26 protein-coding genes, 1 tRNA gene and 1 riboswitch are annotated in these 26,430 nt (G+C 54.6%); of the genes, 12 read left to right on the forward strand and 15 right to left on the reverse strand.

What is annotated here, in order from left to right:
• Positions 1-4 precede the first annotated feature (4 nt).
• The 12 genes from glmM to COMA1_RS12905 all read right to left on the reverse strand — a co-directional run bounded on the left by glmM (position 5) and on the right by COMA1_RS12905 (position 13,786).
• The gene (gene glmM, locus COMA1_RS12850) at positions 5-1,354 is read right to left on the reverse strand and encodes a phosphoglucosamine mutase (RefSeq protein ID WP_090749764.1); all 1,350 of its coding nucleotides are present in this window, start codon (positions 1,352-1,354) and stop codon (positions 5-7) included.
• Positions 1,347-2,237, reverse strand: a complete 891-nt coding sequence (folP, locus tag COMA1_RS12855; protein WP_090749153.1) for a dihydropteroate synthase — start codon at positions 2,235-2,237, stop codon at positions 1,347-1,349. The genes glmM and folP overlap by 8 nt, the downstream gene beginning before the upstream one ends.
• Before the next feature lie 145 nt (positions 2,238-2,382).
• Positions 2,383-4,194 (reverse strand): ATP-dependent zinc metalloprotease FtsH, encoded by a 1,812-nt coding sequence (gene ftsH, locus COMA1_RS12860; RefSeq protein WP_090749155.1) that lies wholly within the window; start codon positions 4,192-4,194, stop codon positions 2,383-2,385.
• Between the two features lie 310 nt (positions 4,195-4,504).
• Positions 4,505-5,047 (reverse strand): hypoxanthine phosphoribosyltransferase, encoded by a 543-nt coding sequence (gene hpt, locus COMA1_RS12865; RefSeq protein ID WP_090749157.1) that lies wholly within the window; start codon positions 5,045-5,047, stop codon positions 4,505-4,507.
• Position 5,048: 1 nt separating this feature from the next.
• A complete protein-coding gene (gene tilS, locus COMA1_RS12870) occupies positions 5,049-6,494 on the reverse strand; it encodes a tRNA lysidine(34) synthetase TilS (protein WP_141654338.1) in 1,446 nt (481 codons plus the stop codon).
• A gap of 31 nt (positions 6,495-6,525) precedes the next feature.
• On the reverse strand, positions 6,526-7,470 hold the full coding sequence (locus COMA1_RS12875; RefSeq protein WP_090749161.1) for a bifunctional riboflavin kinase/FAD synthetase: 945 nt from the start codon (positions 7,468-7,470) through the stop codon (positions 6,526-6,528).
• Positions 7,467-8,447, reverse strand: coding sequence for a porphobilinogen synthase (gene hemB / locus COMA1_RS12880; protein ID WP_090749165.1), 981 nt, complete (start codon positions 8,445-8,447; stop codon positions 7,467-7,469). Before hemB ends, COMA1_RS12875 begins: the two co-directional genes overlap by 4 nt.
• A gap of 135 nt (positions 8,448-8,582) precedes the next feature.
• Positions 8,583-8,975, reverse strand: a complete 393-nt coding sequence (locus COMA1_RS12885; protein WP_176698041.1) for a CBS domain-containing protein — start codon at positions 8,973-8,975, stop codon at positions 8,583-8,585.
• Positions 8,976-9,029: 54 nt separating this feature from the next.
• A complete protein-coding gene (cobA, locus tag COMA1_RS12890) occupies positions 9,030-10,598 on the reverse strand; it encodes a uroporphyrinogen-III C-methyltransferase (protein ID WP_090749169.1) in 1,569 nt (522 codons plus the stop codon).
• Positions 10,595-11,542: a hydroxymethylbilane synthase gene (hemC, locus tag COMA1_RS12895; RefSeq protein WP_176698014.1), complete on the reverse strand. Its 948-nt coding sequence runs from the start codon at positions 11,540-11,542 to the stop codon at positions 10,595-10,597. The genes cobA and hemC overlap by 4 nt, the downstream gene beginning before the upstream one ends.
• Positions 11,543-11,570: 28 nt before the next feature.
• Positions 11,571-12,962, reverse strand: coding sequence for a glutamyl-tRNA reductase (hemA, locus tag COMA1_RS12900; RefSeq protein ID WP_090749172.1), 1,392 nt, complete (start codon positions 12,960-12,962; stop codon positions 11,571-11,573).
• Positions 12,963-12,982: 20 nt separating this feature from the next.
• Positions 12,983-13,786: a cytochrome C assembly family protein gene (locus COMA1_RS12905; RefSeq protein WP_090749174.1), complete on the reverse strand. Its 804-nt coding sequence runs from the start codon at positions 13,784-13,786 to the stop codon at positions 12,983-12,985.
• Between the two features lie 62 nt (positions 13,787-13,848).
• On the opposite strand from COMA1_RS12905, the gene COMA1_RS12910 reads away from it, so the two are divergent.
• On the forward strand, positions 13,849-14,589 hold the full coding sequence (locus COMA1_RS12910) for an SAM-dependent methyltransferase (RefSeq protein WP_090749175.1): 741 nt from the start codon (positions 13,849-13,851) through the stop codon (positions 14,587-14,589).
• Between the two features lie 64 nt (positions 14,590-14,653).
• Here COMA1_RS12910 and COMA1_RS12915 read toward each other — a convergent pair whose 3' ends face one another.
• The 3 genes from COMA1_RS12915 to COMA1_RS12925 form a co-directional block, all read right to left on the reverse strand.
• Positions 14,654-14,920, reverse strand: coding sequence for a sulfurtransferase TusA family protein (locus COMA1_RS12915; RefSeq protein ID WP_090749177.1), 267 nt, complete (start codon positions 14,918-14,920; stop codon positions 14,654-14,656).
• A gap of 151 nt (positions 14,921-15,071) precedes the next feature.
• The gene (locus COMA1_RS12920; protein ID WP_090749179.1) at positions 15,072-15,848 is read right to left on the reverse strand and encodes a hypothetical protein; all 777 of its coding nucleotides are present in this window, start codon (positions 15,846-15,848) and stop codon (positions 15,072-15,074) included.
• Between the two features lie 289 nt (positions 15,849-16,137).
• Positions 16,138-16,224: transfer RNA gene (locus COMA1_RS12925), tRNA-Leu, on the reverse strand.
• 336 nt (positions 16,225-16,560) lie between these two features.
• Here COMA1_RS12925 and COMA1_RS12930 point away from each other — a divergent pair.
• From COMA1_RS12930 to rpsI, 11 genes are all read left to right on the forward strand, one after another.
• The gene (locus tag COMA1_RS12930; RefSeq protein WP_090749767.1) at positions 16,561-17,130 is read left to right on the forward strand and encodes a 2OG-Fe(II) oxygenase; all 570 of its coding nucleotides are present in this window, start codon (positions 16,561-16,563) and stop codon (positions 17,128-17,130) included.
• Positions 17,131-17,567: 437 nt separating this feature from the next.
• A riboswitch (guanidine-I (ykkC/yxkD leader) is annotated at positions 17,568-17,677 on the forward strand.
• 128 nt (positions 17,678-17,805) lie between these two features.
• Positions 17,806-19,272, forward strand: a complete 1,467-nt coding sequence (locus COMA1_RS12935) for an APC family permease (protein ID WP_090749181.1) — start codon at positions 17,806-17,808, stop codon at positions 19,270-19,272.
• 90 nt (positions 19,273-19,362) lie between these two features.
• Positions 19,363-20,511, forward strand: coding sequence for an agmatinase family protein (locus COMA1_RS12940; RefSeq protein WP_090749183.1), 1,149 nt, complete (start codon positions 19,363-19,365; stop codon positions 20,509-20,511).
• Between the two features lie 162 nt (positions 20,512-20,673).
• The gene (locus COMA1_RS12945; protein WP_141654339.1) at positions 20,674-20,853 is read left to right on the forward strand and encodes a hypothetical protein; all 180 of its coding nucleotides are present in this window, start codon (positions 20,674-20,676) and stop codon (positions 20,851-20,853) included.
• Positions 20,850-21,976, forward strand: a protein-coding gene (locus COMA1_RS12950; protein WP_090744497.1) for an IS3 family transposase whose coding sequence is annotated in 2 segments (ribosomal slippage) — positions 20,850-21,105 and positions 21,105-21,976 — 1,128 coding nt in all. Because the reading frame shifts where the segments join, the coding sequence is not laid out codon by codon here. Before COMA1_RS12945 ends, COMA1_RS12950 begins: the two co-directional genes overlap by 4 nt.
• A gap of 189 nt (positions 21,977-22,165) precedes the next feature.
• Complete coding sequence (locus COMA1_RS12955; RefSeq protein ID WP_090749187.1) at positions 22,166-23,281, forward strand: zinc-dependent alcohol dehydrogenase; 1,116 nt, start codon at positions 22,166-22,168, stop codon at positions 23,279-23,281.
• A gap of 856 nt (positions 23,282-24,137) precedes the next feature.
• Positions 24,138-24,419 carry a Fe(2+)-trafficking protein gene (locus tag COMA1_RS12960; protein ID WP_090749189.1) on the forward strand — a complete coding sequence of 94 codons (282 nt, stop codon included), beginning with the start codon at positions 24,138-24,140 and terminating at the stop codon, positions 24,417-24,419.
• 144 nt (positions 24,420-24,563) lie between these two features.
• A complete protein-coding gene (locus COMA1_RS12965) occupies positions 24,564-25,019 on the forward strand; it encodes a bifunctional nuclease family protein (RefSeq protein WP_090749191.1) in 456 nt (151 codons plus the stop codon).
• A 50-nt stretch (positions 25,020-25,069) separates the two neighbouring features.
• The gene (locus tag COMA1_RS12970) at positions 25,070-25,525 is read left to right on the forward strand and encodes a bifunctional nuclease family protein (RefSeq protein WP_176698042.1); all 456 of its coding nucleotides are present in this window, start codon (positions 25,070-25,072) and stop codon (positions 25,523-25,525) included.
• Positions 25,526-25,567: 42 nt separating this feature from the next.
• Positions 25,568-25,999, forward strand: a complete 432-nt coding sequence (rplM, locus tag COMA1_RS12975; RefSeq protein WP_090749195.1) for a 50S ribosomal protein L13 — start codon at positions 25,568-25,570, stop codon at positions 25,997-25,999.
• A 36-nt stretch (positions 26,000-26,035) separates the two neighbouring features.
• Complete coding sequence (rpsI, locus tag COMA1_RS12980) at positions 26,036-26,428, forward strand: 30S ribosomal protein S9 (protein WP_090749197.1); 393 nt, start codon at positions 26,036-26,038, stop codon at positions 26,426-26,428.
• Positions 26,429-26,430 lie beyond the last annotated feature (2 nt).

Below are 26,430 nucleotides of genomic sequence, written 5' to 3' on the forward strand. Positions count from 1 at the left end.
ACGCTCAGCCGATATGGGCTTGTACTACTCGTGCGAGATCGTCAGCGACTTCCTTGACAACCGACGCGTGCTCGCCTTCGACCATGATTCGCAACAACGGTTCGGTGCCGGAGTAACGGATGAGCACACGACCGCTTCCATTGAGACGGCGGTTGTTGTCTTGAATAGCCTGCTCAATTTCAGGAATCGATTCTAACACCGGCTTCTGTTTGACGCGGATGTTGAGCAGGATCTGCGGCACTGCGGTCATTGCCTTAGCCAGTTCAGACAATGGCTTGTTGCTGCGTTTCATCAATGACAAGATTTGCAGGGCTGAAATCAGCCCATCTCCGGTCGTGTTGTGGTCGAGAAAGATGAAATGTCCCGACTGCTCTCCGCCGAAGTTATAGCCCTCCGCCAACATACGTTCGAGGAGGTATCGATCCCCGACCGGCGTACGAATCAGTTTGATCCCGGCCTTGGCCATCGACAATTCCAGACCGAAATTACTCATGACGGTACCAACCAACGTACGGTTGGCCAGAAGACCCTGGTGGTGGAGGTCGAGGCTGAGCGCCGCCATCACATGGTCTCCGTCGATCACGGTTCCTTGTTCGCACACAAAAATAGCTCGGTCTGCATCTCCGTCCAGCGCGATTCCCAGATCGGCCTTCTGCAGTCGGACGGTCTCTTGCAAGAGTTCGGGGTGGACAGCCCCACATCCCTTATTGATATTCATGCCGTCGGGTTTGTTCCCGATCACCTCAACGGTCGCGCCCAATTCTCTTAAGACGGTGGGAGCAACTTTGTATCCTGCCCCATTGGCACAGTCCACGACCAGCTTGATCCCCTGGAAATCCAATTCCCTCGGCAGTGACCGTTTGGCAAATTCAATGTATCGCCCGTCAGCATCGTCGATCCGATAGGCTTTCCCAATCAGGTCGGCAGTCGGTCTCAGGTGATTGATCTCATCGGAGACAATGAGCTCTTCAATACGGGCCTCGACCTCGTCGGGAAGTTTGAACCCATCACCTGAGAAAAACTTAATGCCGTTATCCTGATAGGGATTGTGCGATGCAGAAATGACGACGCCCGCATCAGCACGTAGACTCCTAGTCAAGAAGGCAATAGCCGGTGTGGGCATCGGCCCTACCAAGAGGACATCGACGCCCATGGAGCAGATGCCTGCCGTGAGAGCAGATTCCAGCATATACCCAGAAATTCTCGTGTCCTTGCCGATGACGATCTGATGACGTCCCGCTCGTCGCATAAAAATATGGGCGGCGGCTCGCCCCAGCTGCATGGCGGTCTCACTCGTCATTGGATCAAGATTCGCGACGCCACGCACACCATCTGTTCCAAATAATCTACGCATCATTCCCCTCTCCATGCGATGACCAACTGCGGCTTGCTGCTGCGGCCATCTTCACAACATCCATCATCATGGCGACATCATGCACACGAATAATCCGAGCGCCCCGGTCCACGGCTAATGCAATGGCAGCTGCCGTCCCCCATTCCCGATGTTCAACCGATTTGTCGATGATTGTTCCGATAAACGCCTTCCGTGACAGCCCGACCAGCAGCGGGCGATTCAGGGTCAACAACGATGATAACCTTCGAAGGAGTTCGAGATTATGAAACATCAGCTTACCAAAACCAAATCCTGGATCAAGCACGATATTCGTTCGTGCGATCCCAGCACGGATGGCATCCTGAACCCGCGCGTCCAGAAATTGTATCACCTCGCCGACTACATCCGCGTAGCTCGGTGCGAGCTGCATGGTTTGAGGCGTGCCTTGTATATGCATGAGAACGACGGCGGCGCCTGACCGTGCAACCACTGAGGCCATGGCCGGATCCTGTGTCATCGCACTCACATCATTAATGATTGAGGCCCCATACTCTAAGGCGCATTGAGCGACTCGCGATTTTGTGGTGTCGACGGATATCGGAATGGATATCCGGCGGGCCAGTTCCTCAACGACTGGTAGTACACGGTCTAGTTCGTCCTGCTCACTGATGAATTGGGACCCGGGTCTGGTCGATTCCCCGCCGATATCGATCAGATCGGCGCCTTGTCCGACGAGTTCCATTGCGTGCGCAATAGCTCGGTCAGGTTTGAGATAGTGTCCACCATCGTAAAACGAATCAGCCGTAATGTTGACGACGCCCATGATGAGAGGACGAGTCCGGCAATCAATCTTTTGACCTTTCGCAAAAAACCACTGTTCGGAGGAAGCTGGGTGTCCTGACATCTCTTGCATCGAGACCGTGACCAAGTATGACCCTAACCATGCCCGTGGTCCGAATGAAGGTATCCTCACCGGAGCAGAAGCTTAGCATCTATGTGTTGGCAAGACCATCACGGCTCCCCAAGAGGAGAGCCGTGATACGAATAGATTAGGCTGGAACAGTTTGAGAGGAAGACTGCAATAAAATTTGATCGATTTCTTGGCCGTCCAGTACTTCTTTTTCAAGCAAGGCCTCTGCTAAGGCCTTGAGACCGGACATCTGTTCAGTCAGTACACGGCGCGCACGTTCATAGTTATCCGTGACGAAACGTTTGATCTCAAGATCAATTTCGAGTGCGACTTGATCGCTGACATCTCGTTTGGTTGCGAAGTCCCGTCCAAGAAATACGGAGTCTTCCTTCTGCCCAAATGTCAACGGCCCTAACTTTTCACTCATACCCCATTCACAAACCATCTTACGTGCCAGATCGGTAGCACGTTCCAGATCGTTGCCTGCTCCAGTGGTGACATGCTGAAAGACAAGCTCCTCGGCCACACGTCCACCCATGAGAATCGCCAGCGTATTATAGAGAAACTCCTTGGAATAATTATGCCGGTCGTCGGTCGGCAATTGCATGGTCACACCGAGCGCACGGCCTCTCGGGATAATCGTGACTTTATGAACCGGATCGGTGCCAGGGAGGAGCTTGGCCATCAAGGCATGGCCGGCTTCATGATAGGCCGTAATACGCTTTTCCTCATCGGTGAGAATCATGCTCTTCCGTTCCGCACCCATCATGACTTTGTCTTTCGCCATCTCGAAGTCGATGTTCTCGACTTCTTTTTTATTTTGACGGGCGGCCCACAAGGCGGCCTCATTCACAAGGTTTTCAAGGTCTGCACCGGAAAACCCTGGAGTTCCCCGAGCAATCTTTTCCAACTCGACGTTCCCGGAGATGGGAACCTTTTTGGTATGGACTTTCAGGATTTCAGAACGGCCTTTGAGATCCGGACGATTCACGACAACCTGGCGATCGAAACGCCCGGGTCGCAGCAAGGCAGGATCAAGCACATCGGGACGATTGGTGGCTGCAACCAAGATGACTCCCTCAGTCGTATCAAATCCGTCCATTTCAACGAGTAATTGATTGAGCGTTTGCTCCCGCTCATCATGTCCCCCGCCAAGACCCGCGCCACGCAGACGACCGACAGCATCAATCTCATCGATGAAAATAATGCAGGGGGCGTGTTTTTTCCCTTGCTCAAAGAGGTCACGTACGCGTGAAGCCCCTACGCCGACAAACATCTCAACGAAATCTGATCCACTGATGCTGAAGAACGGCACACCAGCTTCTCCGGCGATCGCTTTGGCCAGGAGAGTCTTGCCAGTTCCTGGAGGGCCAACGACCAACACCCCTTTAGGAATACGCCCCCCAAGTTTCTGAAACTTTCTGGGATCCTTCAGGAATTCGATAATCTCAAGGACTTCTTCTTTGGCCTCATCGACGCCGGCCACATCGGAAAATGTGATTTTTTTTCGTTCTTCCGTCAGCATCCGTGCCCGACTCTTACCAAACGAAAGTGCTTTATTTCCCCCGATCTGCATCTGCCGCATGAGAAAAAACCAGAGACCGAGGAATAGAATAAACGGTCCCCATGTGACGAGAAATGTGATGTACCAGGGACTCTCGTCAGGCGGTTTGACCTCGATCTGCACCTCTCTCTCCCGAAGCACCTTTACAAAATCGGGATAGTCGGCCGAATAGGTGCGGATGCGAGTTTTGTCTTTTAACACTCCACTGATGTGGTTGCCCTTGATGATGACTTTTTCAAAATCACCTTTATCGAGCTTCGACATAAAGTCGCTGAAGATAACTTCTTCTTCCGGCGCATGCGTCGGAACACTGAATAAGTTGAATAGGAGAATCATGAACAAGCCGACGACGACCCAGAAAAGCAGGTTCTTGACCCGGGAATTCATCCAGTTCTCCTTGGCGATAACGTTGGATGGAAAGTGATTAGGAATTGAAGTGATGTTAACACAGGCTTCCGCATATTGACAACAGCTCGTGAGAAAATGCTAGCCCGTACTTTTCATGACGGCTCGTGCCCCTTCGGCGATCTCGGAGTCAACCCTGAGCCATGTCGCGTGGCCGAGGGACGAAACCGCAAAGACGCATTGAGAGACAGGCACGCATGACCTCGATAGCCTAGCTGCAGCGAGCCCGTGGCCAGGTTTGTCGCAGCGGTGTATGGACAGGTGTGGAAGAAGCGCTCATGACTACTGCGGGCTAGGCGTCTTGCTCACTCGATTGATCGAGCACCGCGAGATAGGGAAGGTTACGATACTTCTGTTGATAATCGAGACCGTATCCAATGACATACTGATCAGGAATTTTGAAGCCGATGTATTGAACGTGTACATCAACGACACGACGCTCCGGTTTACTTAATAATGTACAGACATTGATGCTTTTCGGTTTGCGCCTCGCCAAGGCCTTCATGAGATATTGAACCGTCAATCCAGAATCGACAATGTCCTCAACAAGGAGCACGTCTTTGTTCTTAATCTGTTCGGTCAACTCGGTCACCAGCTTCACTTTCCCCGATGTCTTGGCTCCTGTCCCGTAACTCGTCACCACGATGAAATCAACTCGCACGGGAATTCGAATGGCTCGAGCCAGGTCGGCAAAGAACGCATACGCTCCCTTTAAGACACCGACCAGCACCAGGTCCTTGCCGGCATAGTCGGTACTGATCTGCCGTCCTAACTCGCGGATCCGATTCCGCATCTGTTCCTGGGTGATAATCGGGCGTCCAAACATGCGTTCCATCTCAGTCGGTTCCTTCTGTGAGAGGTGGAGGATGTACTGTGATAAGCAGGCAGCGTGCTGTTGAGGACGTCGGCACCCAGCGTTCATCTTGCCGATACCCAACGACCAAGAGAATGCCCTCGGGCGCTACGACCAGAGGGATACGATCTCGCCGTGCCATCGGAATCTTCAAATCCATAAAAAAGTCCTGCAGTTTTTTCGACTGTCCACCCATGCCACGAGGACAAAAACGATCGCCCGGCAACCAGCTTCGGATGGTCAGCGAGTGAGTGACTCGATCGGCATCCACCAGGATCCGTTCCTGCCCCGGTACGGGTTCTCTCCCATCGTGCTTCTGCAGTTGTACCTGAAGTCGTTGTCCTGTTCCAGACCATATCAGTTCTCCAGGAACCGGGAAGGAAGCGCGAGGCACGTCATCATCCCAGGGCCGTCTCTCACACTCATGCCCTACCGAAAATGGAAGAAAGCGGAGCGCATGCGGCGTGACGACAATACGCCCGGCCTTCATGTCCAGTCGAGAGACCAACTTTGGGGTTGATACGAGACGCAGTACTCGCTCGATTCTATGAAGGCTGGGGGGACGCTGTTGAGGGTCACAGCGGCGAAGCAGCAGTCGAAGGCAGCGCCGTTGCAGAGGCAGCGGAAGGTCTACCAGAGTCCGTCGATCGAGAGTCCACTCTCCTGTTGAGTCCCACTTCACGGCAGCAGTCGTGCGGGCAGCAACTTCTTGATCCAGCTGCTGATCATCGGCCCGGCAGAGGTCGGCGAGTCTGCAGAGGACCTTGATGCTTGAGGGAACCAACTGTGCGAGCAGTGGAATGACTTCTCGTCTGATTCGGTTTCGGAGGTAGAGCGGTTTAGCATTGCTCGAATCTTCCCGATAGGATAGACCGGTCGTACGCAGGTATGTCAGGATCTCCTTCCGACTGGTCTCGTACAACGGTCGGACAACCGCATCGTCCCGAACTGCCGGCATGCCGGAAAGACCAGTCAATCCTGCCCCTCGAAGCATCCATAGTAAGACGGTCTCGGCTTGGTCATCTGCCGTGTGGCCAACAGCGATGCGGTCGGCTCCGCACAGCGTTCTGATCTCCTGCATCAGACGATATCGAATGTCACGAGCTTCCGCTTGTACAGAGACGGTACGACGGCGAGATTGAATCTGTGCCCTGCGCACATGGAGGGGAATGGCTAGCCCGTGGCACAACGTTTCCACAAACCGCTGATCTTCCTCGGATTCATCGCCCCGCAATCCATAGTTGCAATGGATGGCCGTCAGAGTCAGTGTCCAACGAGACCGGAGTCGATGCAGGAGCGACAACAACGCGACAGAGTCCGGTCCGCCAGAGACGGCGACCAATAGATGCTGCCCTGGTTGAAAGAGCTGTCGAGATCGAACGGTTCGAACGACGTGATGCAAGAGAGGAGGCCAAGCCGTCCTGTTCATGGGGTTGGCTGAGGCTGGTTCAAAGAACCCATCACGTGCCAAATGTGTCGTGATAGCGGCGGAGGGCGCCTCTCGCTGATTCCCTGTCGATTGCGATTTGTCGACTCAAGGCTTCTTCACCAGTGAATTGTGCGTCGCCGCGGAGATGATCAATCAATTCGACCTTGATCACGTGCCCATAGAGGTCATATTGGCCATCGAGGATGGAGACTTCCAATCCTCGTACTCCTCCATGAAAGGTCGGCTTGTTCCCGATATAGGTGACAGAATCATGTCGATCTGTACCCACGGTCGTGATCGAGGCATAAATTCCATCAGCCGGGGTAACGCGGTCCGGAGGAAGCGGCAGATTGGCGGTCGGACATCCTAATGTTCGTCCCCTGCCCTCCCCGTGAGCAACGATCCCGCTCAGCGCATAGGGTCGGCCCAGCAACTCGGTCGCTTGAGCAACCTGTCCTGCCATGATGAGCTGTCTGATTCGTGTTGAGCTGACGACTCCTTCATTGAAGGTCACGGGAGCTGTGGGATGAACGATGAAGCCAAATTGATCGCCAAGCCGTCCGAGATCCTCAATCTTGCCGGCTCGCTTGTGGCCAAACGCAAAATGTTGCCCGACGAATAGTTCTTTGAGTCCCAGTCCTTTGGACAGCACCTGTCCCGCAAATTGCTCGGGAGTCAGTGACGCGAACGCCGGACTGAATTCCACGAGCACCACCTCATCGATACCTGCCTGCTCGAAGCGAGCGAGCTTTTCATCCTCGTCAGTCAGAAATCGAAAGTCGGCTTGAGGCGCCAGAATTTTCACCGGATGGGGATCGAAGGTGAGCACAACCGAGGTTCCGTCCTTCTTGCGTGCCGCCTCGATCACTCGCTGTAACAACGTCTGGTGACCACGATGATGCCCGTCAAAGTTCCCGATGGTGCCCACGGGATAGGGTCGCCGGTTCTGGCCAGAATATCCGCGGGTCACTTTCATTGTGGTGAACGAAGCAACTGAGCGGCGTCTTTGGCAAAGTAGGTCAGAATCAGGTCGGCCCCTGCCCGCTTGATGGCCAACAGCGATTCCATCATCGCACGCGACTCATCGAGCCAGCCTGCCTGTGCCGCAGCCTTGATCATGCTGTACTCCCCGCTGACTTGATAGGCCGCCAAGGGAAGAAGGATGCGGCGACGAGCAGTCGCAATGATATCGAGGTACGGTAATGCCGGCTTCACCATGATGATGTCGGCCCCTTCCTTGATATCGAGGTCGATTTCGCGCAACGCTTCCCGCGCGTTGGCCGGGTCCATTTGATAGGATTGCCGGTCGCCGAAGTGAGGCATGGAGTGGGCTGCGTCCCGAAATGGTGCGTAGAAGCAGGACGAAAACTTGGCGGCGTATGCCATGATGGGCAGATCGGCGAATCCGGCTCGATCCAGCTCCCTCCGAATCGCGGCCACACGTCCGTCCATCATATCGGACGGTGCCACCATGTCGGCTCCTGCCTCGGCGTGGGTGAGGGCCATAGCCGTCAGGCAGTCAAGCGTTTCATCGTTGAGGATCTTTCCGTCCCGGACGATGCCGCAATGGCCGTGGCTGGTATATTCATCGATACACACATCCGTAATCACCATCAAATCAGGCACCTGCTGTTTGACGGCCTTGACCGCCCGCTGCACGATACCGTTTGGGTCTAAACCCGAACTGCCGCGTTCATCCTTGGACGCTGGGATGCCGAATAAAATGATAGCTGGAATCCCGAATGTGCGAAGCTCGGCCGCCTCTTTGACAAGCAGATCGATGGACAGTCTGTATTGCCCAGGCATCGACCCGATGGCTTCACGACGATCATGCCCTTCGATCACGAACAGTGGAGCGATAAAATCCGCCGGCGAGAGATGTGTCTCTCGCACCATCCGGCGTAACGGTTCCTGCTGTCTGAGTCGACGAAGGCGATGGATTGGAAAGCCCATAGCAAGGGTCCTTATTTCTGTAGACGATCAGCCAAGAAGGCCATTTGATCTGGGACCCAGATCATTTCCATCAGCTGACCGTCCCTTGTTACACCTGCACAACGATGAGTCAAAAAACCCCACAGCAAGAGACCTCTATTTCCGTGGGAGATTGGTCAGAAAGACCACAAGATCTCGGACCGAGATGACTCCGACCAACTGGCCGTCACGTGTCACCCCCAAATGACGAAGGTGTGACTGTGCCATGAGATCATTGGCATCCAGCAACGTCTTGTTTTCTTCAATTGTCACGATGGGAGCCGACATGATTTGTTCAACCGTGGTTTTTGTCGCCTCAGCCCCGGCTGCAACGACACGGCGCATCATGTCCGTGTCCGTGATGATGCCGATGATCTCACGGTCGTTCGTCACGAATAAACTGCCGATCCCGCGATCGCGCATGATCCGGGCCGCTGTCTGGGAATCAGTATCGCGTGGCACAGTCACAAACTTGTCTCGGGGAATCATGAATGACTTCACAGGAACCATAGTACGCTCCCTCCTTACAGTATAGGACTGGCCCATAAGGCATGGGCCGTTAGGTTACTGCACAACACCCGCAGCACACGGCTCGCGGCTCTCATAATGGTGGGCGATGGCATCCACCAATGCAGGAATGGTATTTTCCCTCGGCATGATTGACACCGTCAGGCCGAATTCCTCTGCGGTCTTGGCTGTGATTGGTCCGATGCAGGCAATGGTCACAGACCGCAAGAGCGGACGCACAGCTTCCATCCCCCCTAGCATAGCAACAAAGTTTCGAACCGTGGAAGAACTTGTGAAAGTGACGACATCAAGGCGATGGTCTCGGAGTTCCTGCCACCAGCCCTCCGCATTCAGGTCTGGGATCACCGTTCGGTACACTGACATCACGTCAACGTGAGCCCCACGGGCACGAAGCTCATTCGGCAAGATCTCCCGCGCCACTTCGGCTCGAGGAATCAGGATACGAGAGTTTCGGATCTCCTGCTGGTTCAGTGCGGCTAAGACTCCCTCTGCTTGATACTCAGCCGGAACCAGATCGGCTCGAACGCCGAACCGCTCCAACTCTTGAGCGGTCCTTGGTCCGATGCAGCATAGCCGTCGGCCTGCAATACAACGTGCATCCAGTCCCTTTGCCCAGAGCCGCGTCATGAAACGGTCAACTCCGTTCACGCTGGTGAAGATGATCCAATTATATGTGTCGATCTGGGAAATGGCCTGATCTACCGCGGTCCAATCAAGAGGGGGAACGATGCTGATTGTCGGACCCTCGACCGGGTCAGCCCCATAACCGGCGAGGAGCGCGGCCAGCTCATGCGCCTGCTCTTTGGCTCGTGTCATCAGTACACGTTTGCCGAACAGCGGACGTCGCTCGAACCAGTTGAGCGTTGACCTGAGTCGAACAACCTCACCCACAACGATCACGGTAGGGGGTTCCATACCGATGGCCTGAGCCTTTGACACGATGTCCGACAATGTCCCTACCAACGTCTGTTGACAGGCCCTGGTTCCCCAGCGGGTAATCGCGACTGGTGTGGAGGGAGACAACCCTTCTTGCATGAGCTGGGCCGTGATCGTGGAGAGATGTTTCATGCCCATCAGAAAGACGAGTGTCCCACGGGTTGCCGCGAGTCGTGGCCAGTCCAACGAGGTCGCAGCTTTGGTGGGATCTTCATGTCCAGTGACGATCGTCACGGTGGAGGCCAAAGTCCGGTGGGTAATGGGAATTCCCGCATAAGCCGGTACCGCGACAGCGGCAGAGACACCGGGGACCACTTCAAAGGCGATTCCAGCAGTGGCGAGTGCCTCTGCTTCCTCGCCACCACGACCAAACACAAATGGATCTCCGCCTTTTAGGCGCACCACCACGTTCCCAGCTTGTGCACGCTCGATCAGCAGCTGATTGATGGACGCTTGTTCCGGGTATTTCCCCGTTCCGCGTCGTCCGACATACAGGCGTTCTGCATGCTCCGGAGCATGGGCAAGCAGGGCAGGATTGGCGAGGTAGTCGTAGAGGACGACATCTGCCTGCTCAAGACAGTCTCGGCCACGAAGCGTCAAGAGACCCGGATCCCCGGGGCCGGCTCCAACGAGATAGACCTTTCCTGTGCGTTGCTCCGTTCTACTCATGCCGATCCGTAAATCTCGCGAAGAATCTTGTCTCCTCCTCTGCTCAACAGCCGTTCAGCTAACTGTACACCAAGAGCATGGGCTTGCTGACCTGGGCCTGCAATCTGATCACGAATGATAGTTTTCCCGTCGATGCTCGCTACGAGTCCTTCTAAAACCACCCGGTCACCGGACAAGGTAGCATGCGCGGCAATCGGCACCTGACAGCCCCCCTCTAGCCGTTGCAAAAATGCACGTTCTGCTGTGACCGTCGTCTGGGTGTCTTGGTGGTTGAGCCGTAACAGGATTGCGCGGACAAACTCGTCGTTGGCTCGGCCTTCAATACCCAGCGCGCCTTGCCCAATGGCAGGAAGACTGAGGACGGGAGAAAGATATTCGGTGATGGTCTCAGCCCAAGCCAACCGGTGCAACCCCGCTGCGGCCAGGACAATCGCGTCGAACTGGCCTTCCTTGAGCTTTCGCAGTCTGGTATCAAGATTTCCGCGCAGCATGGTGATCGTGAGGTCTGGTCTGGCCTGTAACAGTTGCGCCTGACGGCGAAGACTGGCCGTCCCGATAGTTGCGTTCACGGGAAGTTCCTGGAACGAACAGCCGGTTCGGCTGATGAAGGCATCGCGGGCATCCTCTCGTGGAGGAATGCAGAGGATATCGAGCCCTGTCGGCAGTTGCGCAGGCACGTCTTTCATACTGTGAACGGCAAAATCAATATCACCGGCAAGTAAGGCATCTTCAATCTCTTTGACGAAGAGCCCTTTCCCTCCGATTTTGGCCAGCGGGACGTCAACGATCTTGTCTCCTGACGTCTGAATCTTTTTAAGCGTGACACGAACCTCGGGTGCAACCTCGTGGACTTTTGATTGAAACCATTCACTCTGACAGAGCGCCAACTTACTCCCCCTTGTCCCAAGTACCAGAGTTGAGCGTTGACCGTTCGGTGTCGACACAGGGTGATCCTTTCTCTGTACCTTTAGGCTAGCGGGCTCGTTTGGGAACGGAGGGTTCCGGGGTCGACACGTTGGCTTCCGATTGCCGGCGACTGTCCGTGAGGTAACGAGATGACCCGGTATAGGGCTCCGTCTGTTGAGTAGACGGAGCTGGTTGATCGAGGGCATAGAATTGCCGGGCTGCCTCGACGAACGCCGGCCCACTCGACGAATTCACCTCGCTCTTCAACGTCACCATTGTCCGATGTATCAATTTATTGACGATCGATGAGGCGAGACCCTCGACGAGTTCACGATCCTGTGCGGAGAGGTGTCCCAATCGTCCCAGCACTTTCTCGACCTCCGCCCGCTTAATGTCTTCTACTCGGTTGCGAAGCGCCACGATGGTCGGCGTGACTTCCAACGATTTCATCCAGTCGAGGATCATCGTCACTTCTTCAATCACCATGCGCTCGGCTTTCTCAGCCTCTTGCACCCGTTCGGCGCGGTTCTGCTCAACTCGATGCTTGAGATCGTCGATATCAAAGAGGAACGCGTTGTCGACGTGGCGAACTGCGGGGTCGATATTTCTCGGCACGGAAATATCGATCAGGAACATCGGACGATTCATTCGTTCCTGGACGGCTCGATGCACATCTTCAGCCCCGATCAGGTAATGGGCCGCGCCGGTAGACACCAACACGATGTCGGCCGAGGCCATGTCATCCTTGAACTGATCGAACGGGACGGCTGTCCCTCCAAACATCTCGGCGAGATCAACTGCGTGTTGCGGAGTCCTGGTGGTGATCCGCACATGCCCTACGCCATTCGCGATCAAATGTTTCGCCGCCAGCTTGGCCATTTCACCGGCCCCGACCAGCAACACCGTTTTTTCGTGCAAATTCGAAAAGATTTTCTTTGCAAGCTCAACGGCGGCATAACTCACGGAGACTGCCATCTCGGCAATCTTGGTCTCGGTGCGCACGCGTTTGGCCACGGAGATCGCCTTCTTCACCACTTTATTCATGATCACACCGGTGGTTTTGTGTGCCAGTGCGACCTCGAAGGCGTCTTTCAGTTGTCCCAAGATTTGAGACTCACCGATGATCATGGAGTCCAAACTGGACGCCACGCGAAACAGGTGGGCAATCGCTCGATCCCCGGTATGCCAATATAAATGTGGAGTCAATTGTTCGGACGACAGCGAGAGATGGGTGTCGGCCAGAAATTCCTGGATGCGGCCATACCCGGTATCGATGTCATCAACCACGGAGTAGACTTCGACTCGGTTGCAGGTCGACAGTAAAATCCCTTCCTTCACACCCGGATAAGAACAGAGACGAATAAGCGCTTCGCCTAGACGGCTTTCGGGAACGGCCAGACGCTCTCGGATTTCTACAGGAGCCGTCTTATGGCTCAAACCTACGACGATCAGATGCATGACACGACCACTTTCATAGACTACGACAAGGCGTTATGCCCTTTGAGCAATACGCCGACCAATGTCAGGATGACACAGGCAAACCCGACGACTGTGAGATAGGCCGCCCGCTTGGCTCTCCAGCCGATGGTCAGTCTTCCCAGGAGCACGACGAAATAAAAGAGCCAGGTCACGAGAGCCCATGTTTGCTCTGGATTCCAGCTGACGTACGACCCGCGAGCGAGCTCGGCTGAGATGGCACCTGTCACGATTCCCAACGTCAGCAATGGGAACCCCAAGACGATCGATTGCTGATTCAGGTGATCGAGAAAATCGAGTGCCGGCAGCTTGCTATAGAGTACGTTGAATTGTTTCGACTTGAGGAGCCGATCTTGAATGAGATACATCACTCCCGCGACAAATGCGACGGCGAATCCTACCGTGCCCAGCATGCTGAGGGTGACATGAAACCACAAGGTTTTGAAGACGGGTTGAAGCGTCGGCTCGCTTTCCGGCAGGGCTGCCGCCGAGATGAGCGAGACAATTGCCAAGGGAACCATGAAGGATCCCAGCACATGAATGCGATGACGGAATTCAACGATGAGCAGCACCAGGATGATCATCCAGGAGAAAAACGACAAGGCATCTGAAAAACTTGGTGGAGCGGAAGATGACGCTCCCGTCATTCTCATGATAAGGGTGATCGTATGGAACGCGAAGCCGGCCGCAGTGATGCCCAGCGACACGTTAGAAAGGGCTTCAGAACGTCGTAGCGAGTAAGACAGAAACGACACGGTGGCCGCGATGTACAGGATGAGGGCGATCATGAAACAGACGGCTGCCATTGGGAATGTCCCCGCTGAATCTCCGGCGCAACGTTCGAACAGGTTGAAAGGAAATTATATCGGTGCCGCCTAAACAGAGTCAAGAAAACGCTGGCCAGTCAATGGCTTCGGCTACCTCACCGGACGAAAGCGGGTCGCTGTATGTGGTGGCCGTCCCCATCGGACATCCTGATGATCTGAGCCTGCGGGCACAGGCGATTCTGAAGTCTGTTGATCTCGTGGCCTCCGAAGATCCGAAGATGACACAGCAACTACTCACGCATCATCGGATTTCAGCAACGGTGACCAGTTATGGCCCGGTGAATGTGAGGGAAAAGGTCGCGGTACTTCTCCAGCGGCTACGGCAAGGAGCCAGGATCGCCATTGTGGCTGATACGGGCTCTCCCCTGATCGTAGATCCCGGTGTACTGCTCGTAGCCGGAGCACATGCTCAGGGCACTCGGATCATCGCGATCCCAGGACCTTCGGCCGCCATCGCTGCGCTGACGGTTGCCGGTTTCCCTTGCGAGGCGTTCTATGTTCTGGGGCAGCTACCGAGTACCGGCCCACATCTCTCTCGACGCGTGGCTGATGCAGTGGAAAGAGAGGTCCCAACCATTGCCTATGGCACCCAGATCACAGCCACACGTGCACTCAGCACCCTTGTTCGGCTCGCACCGAGACGGCTGATTGTAGCGGCCTGCAACCTGACCAAACCGAATGAGGTGATTCTTCGTGGGACCGCGCGTCAGGTAAGCCGACAACTATGCGGGGTACAAAGAGAAGACATTACGATTGTTGTGTCTGGTGGGAAACGACGGTAGACGGGACGACGACCTCACGGAATCTAATGATGAAGAAGGATGCTTTCGGGCTGTTCAACACCACTCAGTCACTATCCTCCCGTCGAATCAATACTCGATAGGCTTGATCCACACGTTCTTGGCCCAGGACCGTGTGGCCTTCATTTGCCACACTGCGCGGGACATTCCGAATGGGGTCACCATCATCCAGGAGGACAGACAGGACCTCTCCCTCTTTCATGGTCTCAAGCTTGAGCTTCGTCTTCACGAAGTTATAAGGACAAATCACTCCACGAAGATCCAGCTCAGAGGTGGGGGTAGCGGTAGCAGCCGACTTCTCTTGTTCACTCATGGTCACAGACTCATTCATCATGAAAACAGACTGCGCTAGCCAGCTCGTCGATACCAGGACCATGTGAGCAAGCAGTGCCTAGTTGGAATTTTTAAAAAAAAGGGGGCAGCACAAGCTGCCCCCAATCACAAAGCTCAGATTCCAAAACGTCTCAATTGAAGCCTTTGATCAAATTTGGCTTCGACGTGTCCGCACCGTAATCAGACTTATTAGGAATCTTTGTTTCCGGTGCGACGGTTTGATAGCCCCAGCCTGGCTGAGGTTCACAGTTCCAACAGGGAGCAGCACCGGTAAATTCACCGATTGTGGTATCGATAGTCCCTGTGATCTTACCTGGCAACACGGATCCTGCCACTCCACCCGTGGTGCTCCCACTACTTGTTTCGATAGCGCGCTCAGTTGACGGATTCGGACGTTGCCCCAACCCCCCAAATCCGGCGAGCCGTTCATTGCCACGCAGTAAATAGACTTCTCGAACGATCTTGCGCCCAACCCCATATTGCTGATTAGGAGTGACCGCTTCAATGACTTGGAGAGAAATGTCATCTCCACTGTTCAACACTTTAATCTGGTCCAGGCTGGTTCTTTCATCAAAATAGACGGTCATGGAACTCATGGCTCCAGTCCCCGCACGGCCTTCATCATGAGAGCTCCCACCTGTTTCTAAAAGCATTTTGCTGGCTGGAAAATCAATAGCCAACACACGACCGTAGATCGTCTCAGGAAGAGAAAGTCGGTCGAGGAACGCATTGCGATCAAAGGCCTGAACGCGATTCGAGTTACCAGACACGTCTCCTACCCCTGTCCCCACGCCCATAGCAGATCCCCCGGATGATTGCTGAAGTCGCTCTTGTGCCACTGCAACATTCATCGCGCCCATAGAGCCGACACAAAGTAGGGCGGCTCCCAGTGCCAACACGTTACGCATGTGCTGCCTCCTTAGAAAATAAGTGGACGGGTCGTCCTTAGAGTAAGAACTCACACCGTGATTATTGAAGCTGTTCAGTCGGTTCCACGTTGACTGTTTCAGAATTGAAGGAGTCACTCTGTACGTCCTTGAGAAATATGACAGAAACTAGGCTAATAGTGCGACGCTGTCAAGAGGGTACTTGATGTTGGGTGACGGCCCCCCCCCACGTTCTCAGTGATTCGTTTGTCACGAAATCGGGTGAGAGCCGCACATCACAACAACGAACTCGGCTTTTCTGCTTTATAAATGGTGCCCAGAGGGAGGGTCGAACTCCCACTCTCTTGCGAGAACCGGATTTTGAGTCCGGCGCGTCTGCCAGTTCCGCCATCCGGGCGTACCCACACTCACTGCATCATCAAGCGGATCTGTTTTTAACATGCCACCGTTCAAGGGTCAATCGGCAACTCTCTCCCCTCCTCACACTATCACGTTCTTGAAACAGATTTCAGGCCATGATCCCATTCAATCTCTTCATCATCATAATAATAGGCCTCGTGGCATCTCCCCAACCTGTTTGTTTCAATCTGGTGTGATGCAGAAACCTGATCTAGCCATCCGTTTCACCATGAGCCAGAGAGATAGTGTCTATTTGACGATTCGACAATCTGCGGTACGGTTGTCAGCGACAGTAGGTACGTCGCATTCGTGGAATAGATCGCGAGAATCAGTCATGACCAAGGAAGAATTGGATCCCGGGAAGATATTCCTTTTGCGCGATTTTCTGTCCAACGACGAATGTGCCGCACTGATCCGACGGAGCGAAGGGCTGACGTACGAGGTGGGAACGGTCGGTGGTATGGTGGCCGAGGGAATCAGAAACAATGAGCGCGTCTTAGTTGACGACACACCGTTGGCCGACGCCTTGTTTCGCCGGGCCGTGCACTGCCTTCCCCAGGTAGTCGACCATCGCCGCTTGGTCCGGTTCAACGAACGGTGGCGGTTTTACCGTTATCGCCCAGGACAAACCTTCCGACCCCATCGGGACGGCTCATACATGACGCTGGAGACTTACGAAAAGAGCGAGGTGACGTTCCTGATCTACCTGAACGACAACCTGACGGGTGGAGAAACACGGTTCTTTGAAGATATGGACCAGGTCGCGCGACGATCTCCCTATCTGACCGTGACCCCGACGACCGGAGCGGCACTGGTCTTTCTGCACGCGATTTGGCATGAGGGAGCGGTGGTGGAGAGTGGAGAGAAATATGTACTGCGCACCGATGTGATGTACAAGCTCTAGAATGCCTAGATAGCCGAGCGATGGCTGCTCTCCTCCTCATCGATGGTCGTCCTTCTTACACCTCGACAGACTCCCTAACCTTCTCATAGGATCCGATAAAGAGAGCTGCCCTCAATACATCACATCACGGTCAAAAACTCATTTTCAGATCCAGATCCCATATCTCGTGCCTTCGAGATGCAAGGACGCACACTTCGAAGTCGTCCCCTTGTGACTACTGACATTTCTAACAGTCTGCTGAAAAACTTAACCTGTGTGCTTCGAGAAGCTTAGTACGAACGGGAAACCCTCATAGTTTCAATGCTCTTCTCGCTCATCCTGAGGCTCTCGAAGGATGAGTAGAGGGTTTTTCAGCAGGCTGCTACAGTGGATTGATGGACTCAAGACGCAACCTTGACATTAGTAGGACAAGGGAATAGTCTCCGAAAACAATGTTCCAAAAGGAAAACTAGGGTTCCGGCTTCCTTCCTTATCGGATGGAGCGACTGGTCCAAGAGTTTTCGGCCTCGCTAACGAGGCTCCACGGAGGGATAAAAGCCCGGGAGATCATGTACGCAGGTACGTGGCCTTTTGGGAATCACACCCTTCACGAGGAGGCTTCGTTATGCAACTTCATCCCAACTTCCATTCCGTAACGGATCAGTCAGACCTGCTGCCGAGCCGTGGCAGTTTGTCATGGTAAATCACGAAATTCCGGATAACGATTCTTCTGCGACGGCGACCAGTACCTCCGAGACGCTTCAGCGCAGTCTGACGCTCTGGAACAGTTTGACCATCGGCTTCGCCACGGTCTCACCAGTGGCAGGGCTTTATGCCATCATCGGCGTACAGACAGTTGTAACGGGGGGCGGTTGGTTTCCCGCACTGGCACTCTGCTTGGTGATGCAGTTGTTGGTCGCCACGGTGTATGCGGAGTTGTCCTCGCAAATTCCTATCGCAGGAGGTGCCTACAAATGGGCACGACAGCTCGGAGGCACCATCACCGGCACCTATGCCGGAGCCATCTACGTCAGTTCCACGATCGCCATGCTCACCACGACCGCCTATACCGGCGGGGTCTGGCTGGCGATTTTCTTCGGATCGGGAGGCGGAACAACAGGTGTGTCTCTGGTCATCTGGGGCGCGGTGTTCCTGTTGGTCTGCACCATCCTCAACCTCATCCACGTCTCGGTCTTCAAGTTCCTCATCTCCCTAGGCGTCTATGCGGAAATCATCGGTTCATTCGGCGTCGCACTCTTGCTGTTCTTCTTTTTCCGGCAGCACGACTTTTCCGAACTGTACGCCCATCTGGGGACAGGAACGGCTCCAAGTCAGACCGCGGCGTTTCTGGCTGCGCTTGCCATTTCCGGTTGGGCCTTCATCGGGTTCGATGCCTGCTCGACCATTGCCGAAGAAACGCACGAACCGAAACGGATGGTGCCACGGGCGATCTTTCTCTCGCTCTGTATGGTGGGGAGCGTCGTGCTCTTCAACTCTGCCGCCCTGACCCTCAGCTTCAACCGTGAGACGTTACAGCAGACAAGTGCGGTATCCGATCCTGTCACGCCAGTGATCGTCGCCAACTTTGGAGCGTGGGCGGAGACGCCTTTTCTGGCGATCGTCATGATCGCATTCCTGGCCTGCGGATCTTCGATGGTGCAGTACACCTCCAGGATTGTGTTCTCCATGGCGCGCGAAGGGAGTATGCCGGCCGTCCTCAGTCGGGTCACCTCAGCCGGAGCTCCGCATAATGCCGTGCTGTCCACGGTTCTCCTGGCCACGCTGGGATTGCTCTTCGGACTGAATGATGAAGCGGTCGCCACGGTCTTGGCATTTGGGACCGGCGGGTTGTACGCCATGTTTGCGATGACGACCGGCGTGGGACTCTACACCCGCGTCACAGGACGCTGGGATCCCTCATTGGGCGAATTGAAACTGGGTACATGGGGATTACTGATCAATATCGCCGCGTTCCTCTGGTCGCTGTTTGAATTCCTGAACATCGCCTGGCCACGTCCCTATGCCACCTCGCCCAATGCCCCTTGGTGGCAACTCTGGGCGGTCCCGCTCGTCCTGGGCAGCATACTCACAGTGACGACGCTCTATATCTTTATTGGTAGGAACGAGGCATCAGCCCATCCAGAAAAGGCCAAGCCCGGGTAAGAATGACGGAAGGCACTGTATCCAGACCTGTGTTGTAAGGAACGATTCACAGAGAGTCAGAATCTATTGATCCGATAGAAAGGAGCATTCATGGCAAAGAAGAAAACGTATCAAGGCAAGGTTCCTCTCCATGACAACTACGGGCCGGAGGCGAAGTTCGCCGTGGAAGCGGAGGCACTGCTGCCGACCACGAAATATGAAGAAGAAGTCGCCCGAGGTCTTGAATTAGGCCTGCCCGGGGCTGATTCCATCAAAGATCGCCGCATTCCCACTTTCAGTCGCGGAGAGCTTCCCCACTTTGCCGGCATCAATACCTTCACCAAAGCGCCCTATGTCGAGGATGTCCGCAAGTGCGGGGGCTACGATGTCGCCATTCTTGGAGCGCCGTTCGACGGTGGAACCACCTATCGGGCAGGCACCCGATTCGGCCCCCAAGGCATCCGCAAAATCTCGGCCTTATACGGTACCTATAGCTTCGAGCTTGGGGTGGATCTCCGGGAGTCGATCTCCATGTGCGATCTCGGCGATGTGTTTACCATTCCCGGCAATATCGAGAAGACCTTCGACCAAGTCAGTAAGGGCGTGGGGCATGTCTATGCCAGTGGGGCCTTTCCCGTAGTGTTGGGTGGAGACCATTCTCTGGGATTCGCGACCGTGCGAGGCGTGGCGCAGAATATGGGCGGCAAGAAACTCGGTATCCTTCACTTCGATCGGCACGTCGATACCCAGGAGACCGATCTCGACGAGCGGATGCACACCACCCCCTGGTTTCATGCGACGAATATTCCCAACGTGCCGGCGAAGAATCTCGTCCAGATCGGCATCGGCGGCTGGCAAGCGCCACGGCCCGGCGTGAAGTCCGGCCGTGAACGTCAAACGAGCATCATGACCGTGACCGACTGTGTGGAAATGGGCATCGAGAATGCCGCAAAGCAGGCCCTCGAAGTCGCGTTTAATGGTGTTGATGCGGTGTGGTTGAGTTTCGATGTCGATTGCTTGGACGCCGCCTTTGTGCCCGGCACCGGTTGGCCGGAGCCGGGCGGCTTTCTCCCGCGTGAAGTGTTGAAGTTTCTCCAGATCATCGCCGACACGAAACCCCTGGCGGGGATGGAAATCGTGGAATGCTCCCCGCCTTACGACGCGGCAGAGATTACGAGCCTCATGGCCACCAGGGTGATTTGTGATGTCTTGGCTTGCCAAGTGCGATCAGGCCATCTGGCTAATCGCAAGAAGCGTTAAGAAATACCGAATCGTTGGATGGGCAAAGATGGAGATTGACGGGCCTGCATCCCTGCAGGCCCGTCAATGATGTCTCAGTGAGGAGATAAAGGCATCCGCCCCTAAAGTATCGAATCAGTGGACCAGTTTTACCCCGTGCTGGTTGTTGGGTGGACTCTCAATATGGAAATGTATTTTTACGCCATGTTCACCGTAGCGATCGCCATCAATCGCAAGCTGGCCCCAATCCTTGTCGTACTGACGATCAAGAGAGGGCTTCGGAAATTCGGACAGTGTGATAAGTGGGAGCCTGGCTTCACCAACGCCACCGGAAGGTGGCGACACAAAGGAGCGAGGCAATGAAACGCACGAGACGGAATCACGGAGCCACCTTTAAAGCACAGGTGGCGTTGGCCGCGGTCAAAGGGGATAAGACCCTGGCCGAATTGGCCGAGCAATTCAGCGTCCACCCCACCCAGATCACAGAATGGAAACAGCAGTTGCTGGCGCGAGCCTCGGACGTATTTGGTGGGACGAAACCATCAGCGGAGGCTCCGGATCTCAAGACCCTGCACGCGAAGATCGGGCAACTGACCTTGGAGAATGATTTTTTAGAAGGCGCGCTCACCAAGGCCGGCTTGCTGAGCGCAAAGCGATGATCGATCGCACGCATCCCTTGCCGGTTGTGCGGCAATGCCAACTCCTGCAGCTGGCCCGCTCGACCGCCTATTACCAGCTGACGCCGACCTCCGAGACGACGCTGGCGTTGATGCGGCGGATTGACGAGCTGCATCTGAACTATCCCTTTGCCGGGGCTCGGATGCTGCGCGATCTGTTACAGCAGGAGGGCCATGCCATTGGGCGACGCCAGGTGGTCACCCTCATGCGCAGGATGGGGATTGAGGCGCTGTATCGGAAACCGCATCTGAGTCGGCGGCATCCGGCCCACACCATCTACCCGTATCTCCTCCGTGATCTCACGATCTGTCGTCCCAATCATGTCTGGGCGGCCGATATCACCTATATTCCGATGCGACGCGGCTTCGTGTATCTCTTCGCTATCTTGGACTGGGCCAGTCGCCGAGTGTTGGCTTGGCGGCTCTCCAATACGTTGACCACGGACTTCTGTCTCGACGCCGTGCGAGAGGCGATCACGCAGCATGGCTGCCCCGAGATCTTCAACACGGATCAAGGGTGCCAGTTCACCAGCCAGGAGTTCACGGGACTCTTGAAAGACCACGGCATTCAGATCAGCATGGACGGCAAAGGCTGCTGGCGGGATAACGTCTTCGTGGAACGGTTGTGGAGAAGCCTGAAATATGAGGAGGTCTATTTGCACGCGTATGACACGGTCAGCACTGCCTATCAGGGGCTGGAGCGCTATCTGCTGTTCTACAACCAGACCCGACCGCATCAGGCGCTTGATGGCCAGACGCCCGACCAGGTCTATTATGACAATCTGACCACACGACGGACTGCCGCGTAGTCAGCAATCCGCCAGGCGCCACTTATGAACTGGTAAAAACTGTCCAACCAACCGGAGCCACCTCTCTCGAGATCCGCGTCATCGGTCACGGCTTGCGCCTCCTGATCCCGTCCTGTGGCATACACCATTACAAAGTGGAACTGAACACCTAATAGAACGTGTTAACATCGAGCCAGTGAGTTTTTAGCCATGAAACAATTGTTTTTTGTAAAGAAGGGCAAGTTGGAATGGAGAGATGTTGCATTGCCCCAACTGACGCATGCTCACGAGGCATTGGTAAGACCATTTGCCGTCGCCAAATGCGATCTCGATGATTTGTACCTTTTCGACCACATAGTCCCCAAACTTACAATCGGTAAGTTCTTCGGTATCGTTGATCCCTTGTTTAACCAGTATTTCGGGAAGATGATCTCCGGACCTTTCGCCTTTGGTCATGAATGTGTAGCGGAAGTCCTGGAAGTAGGCGATCATGTCACACACGTGAAAGCAGGAGATGTGGTCTCCGTTCCTTTTCAGCTGTCTTGCGGATCTTGTATGAATTGTGCAAACGGCATAACAAGTTCCTGCCAGCGCTTTCCTAAGTTGTCAACCTATGGCTTAGGGTTACATCTGCAATTCGGAGGCGCCATGTCGGATGTCATCAAAGTACCCTATGCAGACGCGATGTTGTTGAACATCCCTGCTCACATTGATCCAGTTCACCTCGCCAGTCTGAGCGACAATGTGCCGGATGCCTACAGAGCCATCGTTCCCTATTTGGAAAAGGACGCCAATCAATCGGTGCTCATCATCGGAGGAAGGCCGAGGAGCATCGGCTTGTATTGCATACTCCTGGCGAAAGCCATGGGTGCCAGGGAAATTGCATACGTGGATGAGATCAATGATGATCTGGCATTGGCAAAGACTATAGGCGCTGATACGTGTCATGCTTCCGTGACAGAAGTGAAAGATAGATATGACATCGTGGTAGAAGCGACCTCCAGCGGTAAAGGATTGAACGTTGCGCTGAGCAGTGTGAAGAACTATGGTGTCTGTACAAGCGTTGGCATTTATCCCAAGAAATTTGCACTACCATTGGTAGACATGTACATCACCGGCATTACGCATAAAACAGGCTTAGCCAATGCAAGAACGGATGCGGAAAAAGTGTTAAACCTGATCCGGACCAATAAACTCGATCTCAGTCAGGTGACAACAAAACTGGACACCTGGAATAATGCCGTCGATGCGTTCTTAAGTAAAACCTCGAAAGTGATCGTCACGCGCGACCGATTGTTTGACGATTCTGTTGCAACGTGCGTGTGAAGAGAACAGTCTCCTCACTCAGCACTGCGCCCACACCCCCTGTGTCAGAATAGTTGTCGCGTCACTCAGGGGAATTCTTAGAAACCACCAGGAGACGAAACGAGGACCTGGATGAAGTATTCAGTGGAACGCAAAGACGAGGTGCTGAAGAAGATGTTGCCGCCGCACAGGGAAATGCAATAGGGTCGGATACCTTTGCTATCAGGCTGTCGACAAAGTCTACCAGCGGCGCTCTCGCCTTACTCAGAAGCTCAACGTACGGCAGAGAGTACGACTCGCCCATTCGTTCGCTGCGGCCTTGCTGGAAGGCCTTTCCGAATTGCCTGCGCGGTATTCTCCAGACGTTCGTGACCTCAGGCAGGGCTCGCTTCCCGAGCTCGTTCTTGGGTTTGTCAAGACACTGCTGACCGTCTCGCGCCTCAAAATCGCTGACTTTTTGGTGCGGGATCTTGCACCGTGCACTGTGCGGGAATCCAGATTCCAGCTTTGCCGGTCACCTTCCCCAGTAGCCGTTCTATTTTCCACTCTTACCTGACGCGTGATGAGTTGATAAGGTGTCTTGTCTCTACCCTGCTCGCGTCAACCGACGCTTTCCTGATCCATCAGTCGGCCTCGCGATGCGCACTACTTTATGCACATGCAATCGGGCAAGGCCGGAAATGAACCTTGTCTGGTTTTATCAGACTCCATTTCTACAGTTGGGGTGTTCTTACGGTTTAGGGGAGGTTGACCATTGGACAACGTGAGAAGAAGCCTCGCTCATCTTTTCTTCATCTAAACATCTCTGCTAGAATAGCGCCACCTTACATGAGAGATTATTTACCGGATACGGTACGAATAAAGGAGCGTTCTTGATATGGCTGAAGTTGCGTGTGTGACATGCGGGCAAACGGGTGAAGCCATCACGGCCAATTTGTTTCTGGGTAAACTTGAATCAGAAATCAAAAGCAAGGTCTGCGTCGAGTGCTGGAAAAAGTGGGAAGGCATGCGCGTGATGGTCATCAATGAGTATCAAGTCAATCTGGGCGATGAGAGCGGCCGCGAGCTGGTGCGCAAACAGATGAAGGCGTTCTTGAAGCTCGGCGAGGCGGTTGATTCCTCAAAGGTCGCGGAGAACTATCGGCCGGCTAGTAGCTGACGGTCACGTTCTGTCCTTGGTTGCGTAGGAACCAGACTCAGCTTTTCCCCTGCGTTGTCGCCGACTTCGTTGACACGGCCATTCTGAAAGTGGTACGGTGCAGAGTCATGTGCTTTGTTCCGTTTCATTCAATAAGGGATACTGATGATTACGCAGATGCAGGTCAAGGGGTTGATGTTCGACCCCTACAACAATGCGTATATCGTCATTCTGCGGGACGATGATCAAGTTGAGATGCTCCCTATCTGGGTCGGTAAAGCGGAAGCCAGTTCAATCAGTTTGGCGCTCGAAAAAGTGGCTCCACCCCGCCCGATGACCCACGACTTCATGAAATCTTATTTGGATGCGTTTGATGCCAAAGTGATTAGCGTGGTCATCACTGATCTGAACGAGAATACCTACTTCGCCAAGATCCATCTGATGTACGGTGACTCCGAGTATGCCGTGGATTCGCGCCCGAGTGATGCCATTGCGCTTGCGCTACGCACCGAGGCGCCGATTTTTGCGAGTGAGTCGGTGATTCGCAAGCAAAGTTCCGAAGAGCTCGGCCAGTGGTTGGAAAATCTGAAGCCGGAAGATTTCGGTAAGCTCGATTCCTGAGCGAGGTCGATCTGATAATGGACGGTGGCTCACCACAAGGATCTGGCCCTTTGATTCAGCTTCTGGTTGATCGTGTGGTCGAGGACCCTGCGACGGATACGAGGATCGTGGTGTTGGCTCGAAAGGACGGCGACCTCGAGCACTTTATGGTGTGGGTCGGAGCATCGGAGGGTGAAGCGATTAAGCGCGCCTTGGATACGTCGGTCACTGCACGGCCGATGAGCCATGATCTGATCAAGAGTTGCGGCGAGCATCTTGGGATTACCACTGCACGTGTGGTCCTGACCGACGTGAAGAGTAGTACGTACTATGCGACGGTCTTCCTTGAAAACAAGGGAGTGACTCGTACGCTTGATGCGCGTCCCAGCGATGCCATTGCCTTGGCCCTTCGCTGTCAGGCCCCAATCTATGTTACGCCGGATGTCTGGCAGCGGCGAAGCGGGCAACAGTTGGACGCATGGCTATCGAAGTTGGAAACGAAGAATATCGGTGCACAGGAAGTTTAAGTCCTTTAACGTCGGCTGGAAGAGCCGCAGTGGAGAAAGAAGATGATGACGACGTACTTTGAGAATCCGGTTCATGTGAAGGAAACCTGGCATCTGGTGGATGCCGACGGCAAGACTCTTGGGCGTTTGGCTGCGAGAGTCGCCGGTGTCCTGCGTGGAAAGCATCGTCCGACGTTCACCCCGAACGTGGACATCGGCGACCATGTCGTCATCATCAATGCGGAGAAGATTCACTTGACCGGCGGAAAGCTTGACAAGAAGCTCTATCATCGTCATACCGGTTATCCGGGTGGCTTGAAAACCGCTTCGGCCAAACATGTCTTCCAAAAGGATCCGGCACAGCTCTTGATCACCGCGATTGAAGGGATGCTCCCGAAGACACCGCTCGGCAACGGTATGGCCAAGAAACTTCGTGTTTACGCGGGGCCGAACCACCCTCATCAGGCGCAACAACCGCAACCGATTTCGCTCTAACGAGCGCATGACCCCAACGAGAAGGAGATCAGTCGCATGGCAGCAGTGACACAGTACGCAACGGGACGAAGAAAGTGTGCGGTGGCGCGAGCCTGGGTCACAGGGACCGCAGGTGAGATTACCGTGAACGAGAAGCCGTTGGAACAAGCGTTTCCGCGGTTAACCCTTCGGCAGATCATTCAGCTCCCGCTCGAAATGGCAGGGCTGATGGGAAAATATTCGATCAGCGCAACCGTCTACGGCGGTGGCCCAACGGGACAAGCAGGCGCGCTGCGCCATGCGATCGCACGGGCACTCGTAGCTATGACACCGTCAACCCGTACTCCCTTGAAAAAGGAAGGGCTGCTCACCCGTGACTCACGAGTGAAGGAACGAAAGAAGTACGGACAAAAGGGCGCACGCAAGCGATTCCAGTACTCCAAGCGCTAAAC

Origin of the sequence: Candidatus Nitrospira nitrosa (assembly GCF_001458735.1) — a bacterium.
GTDB classification, from domain to species: Bacteria; Nitrospirota; Nitrospiria; order Nitrospirales; family Nitrospiraceae; genus Nitrospira_D; species Nitrospira_D nitrosa.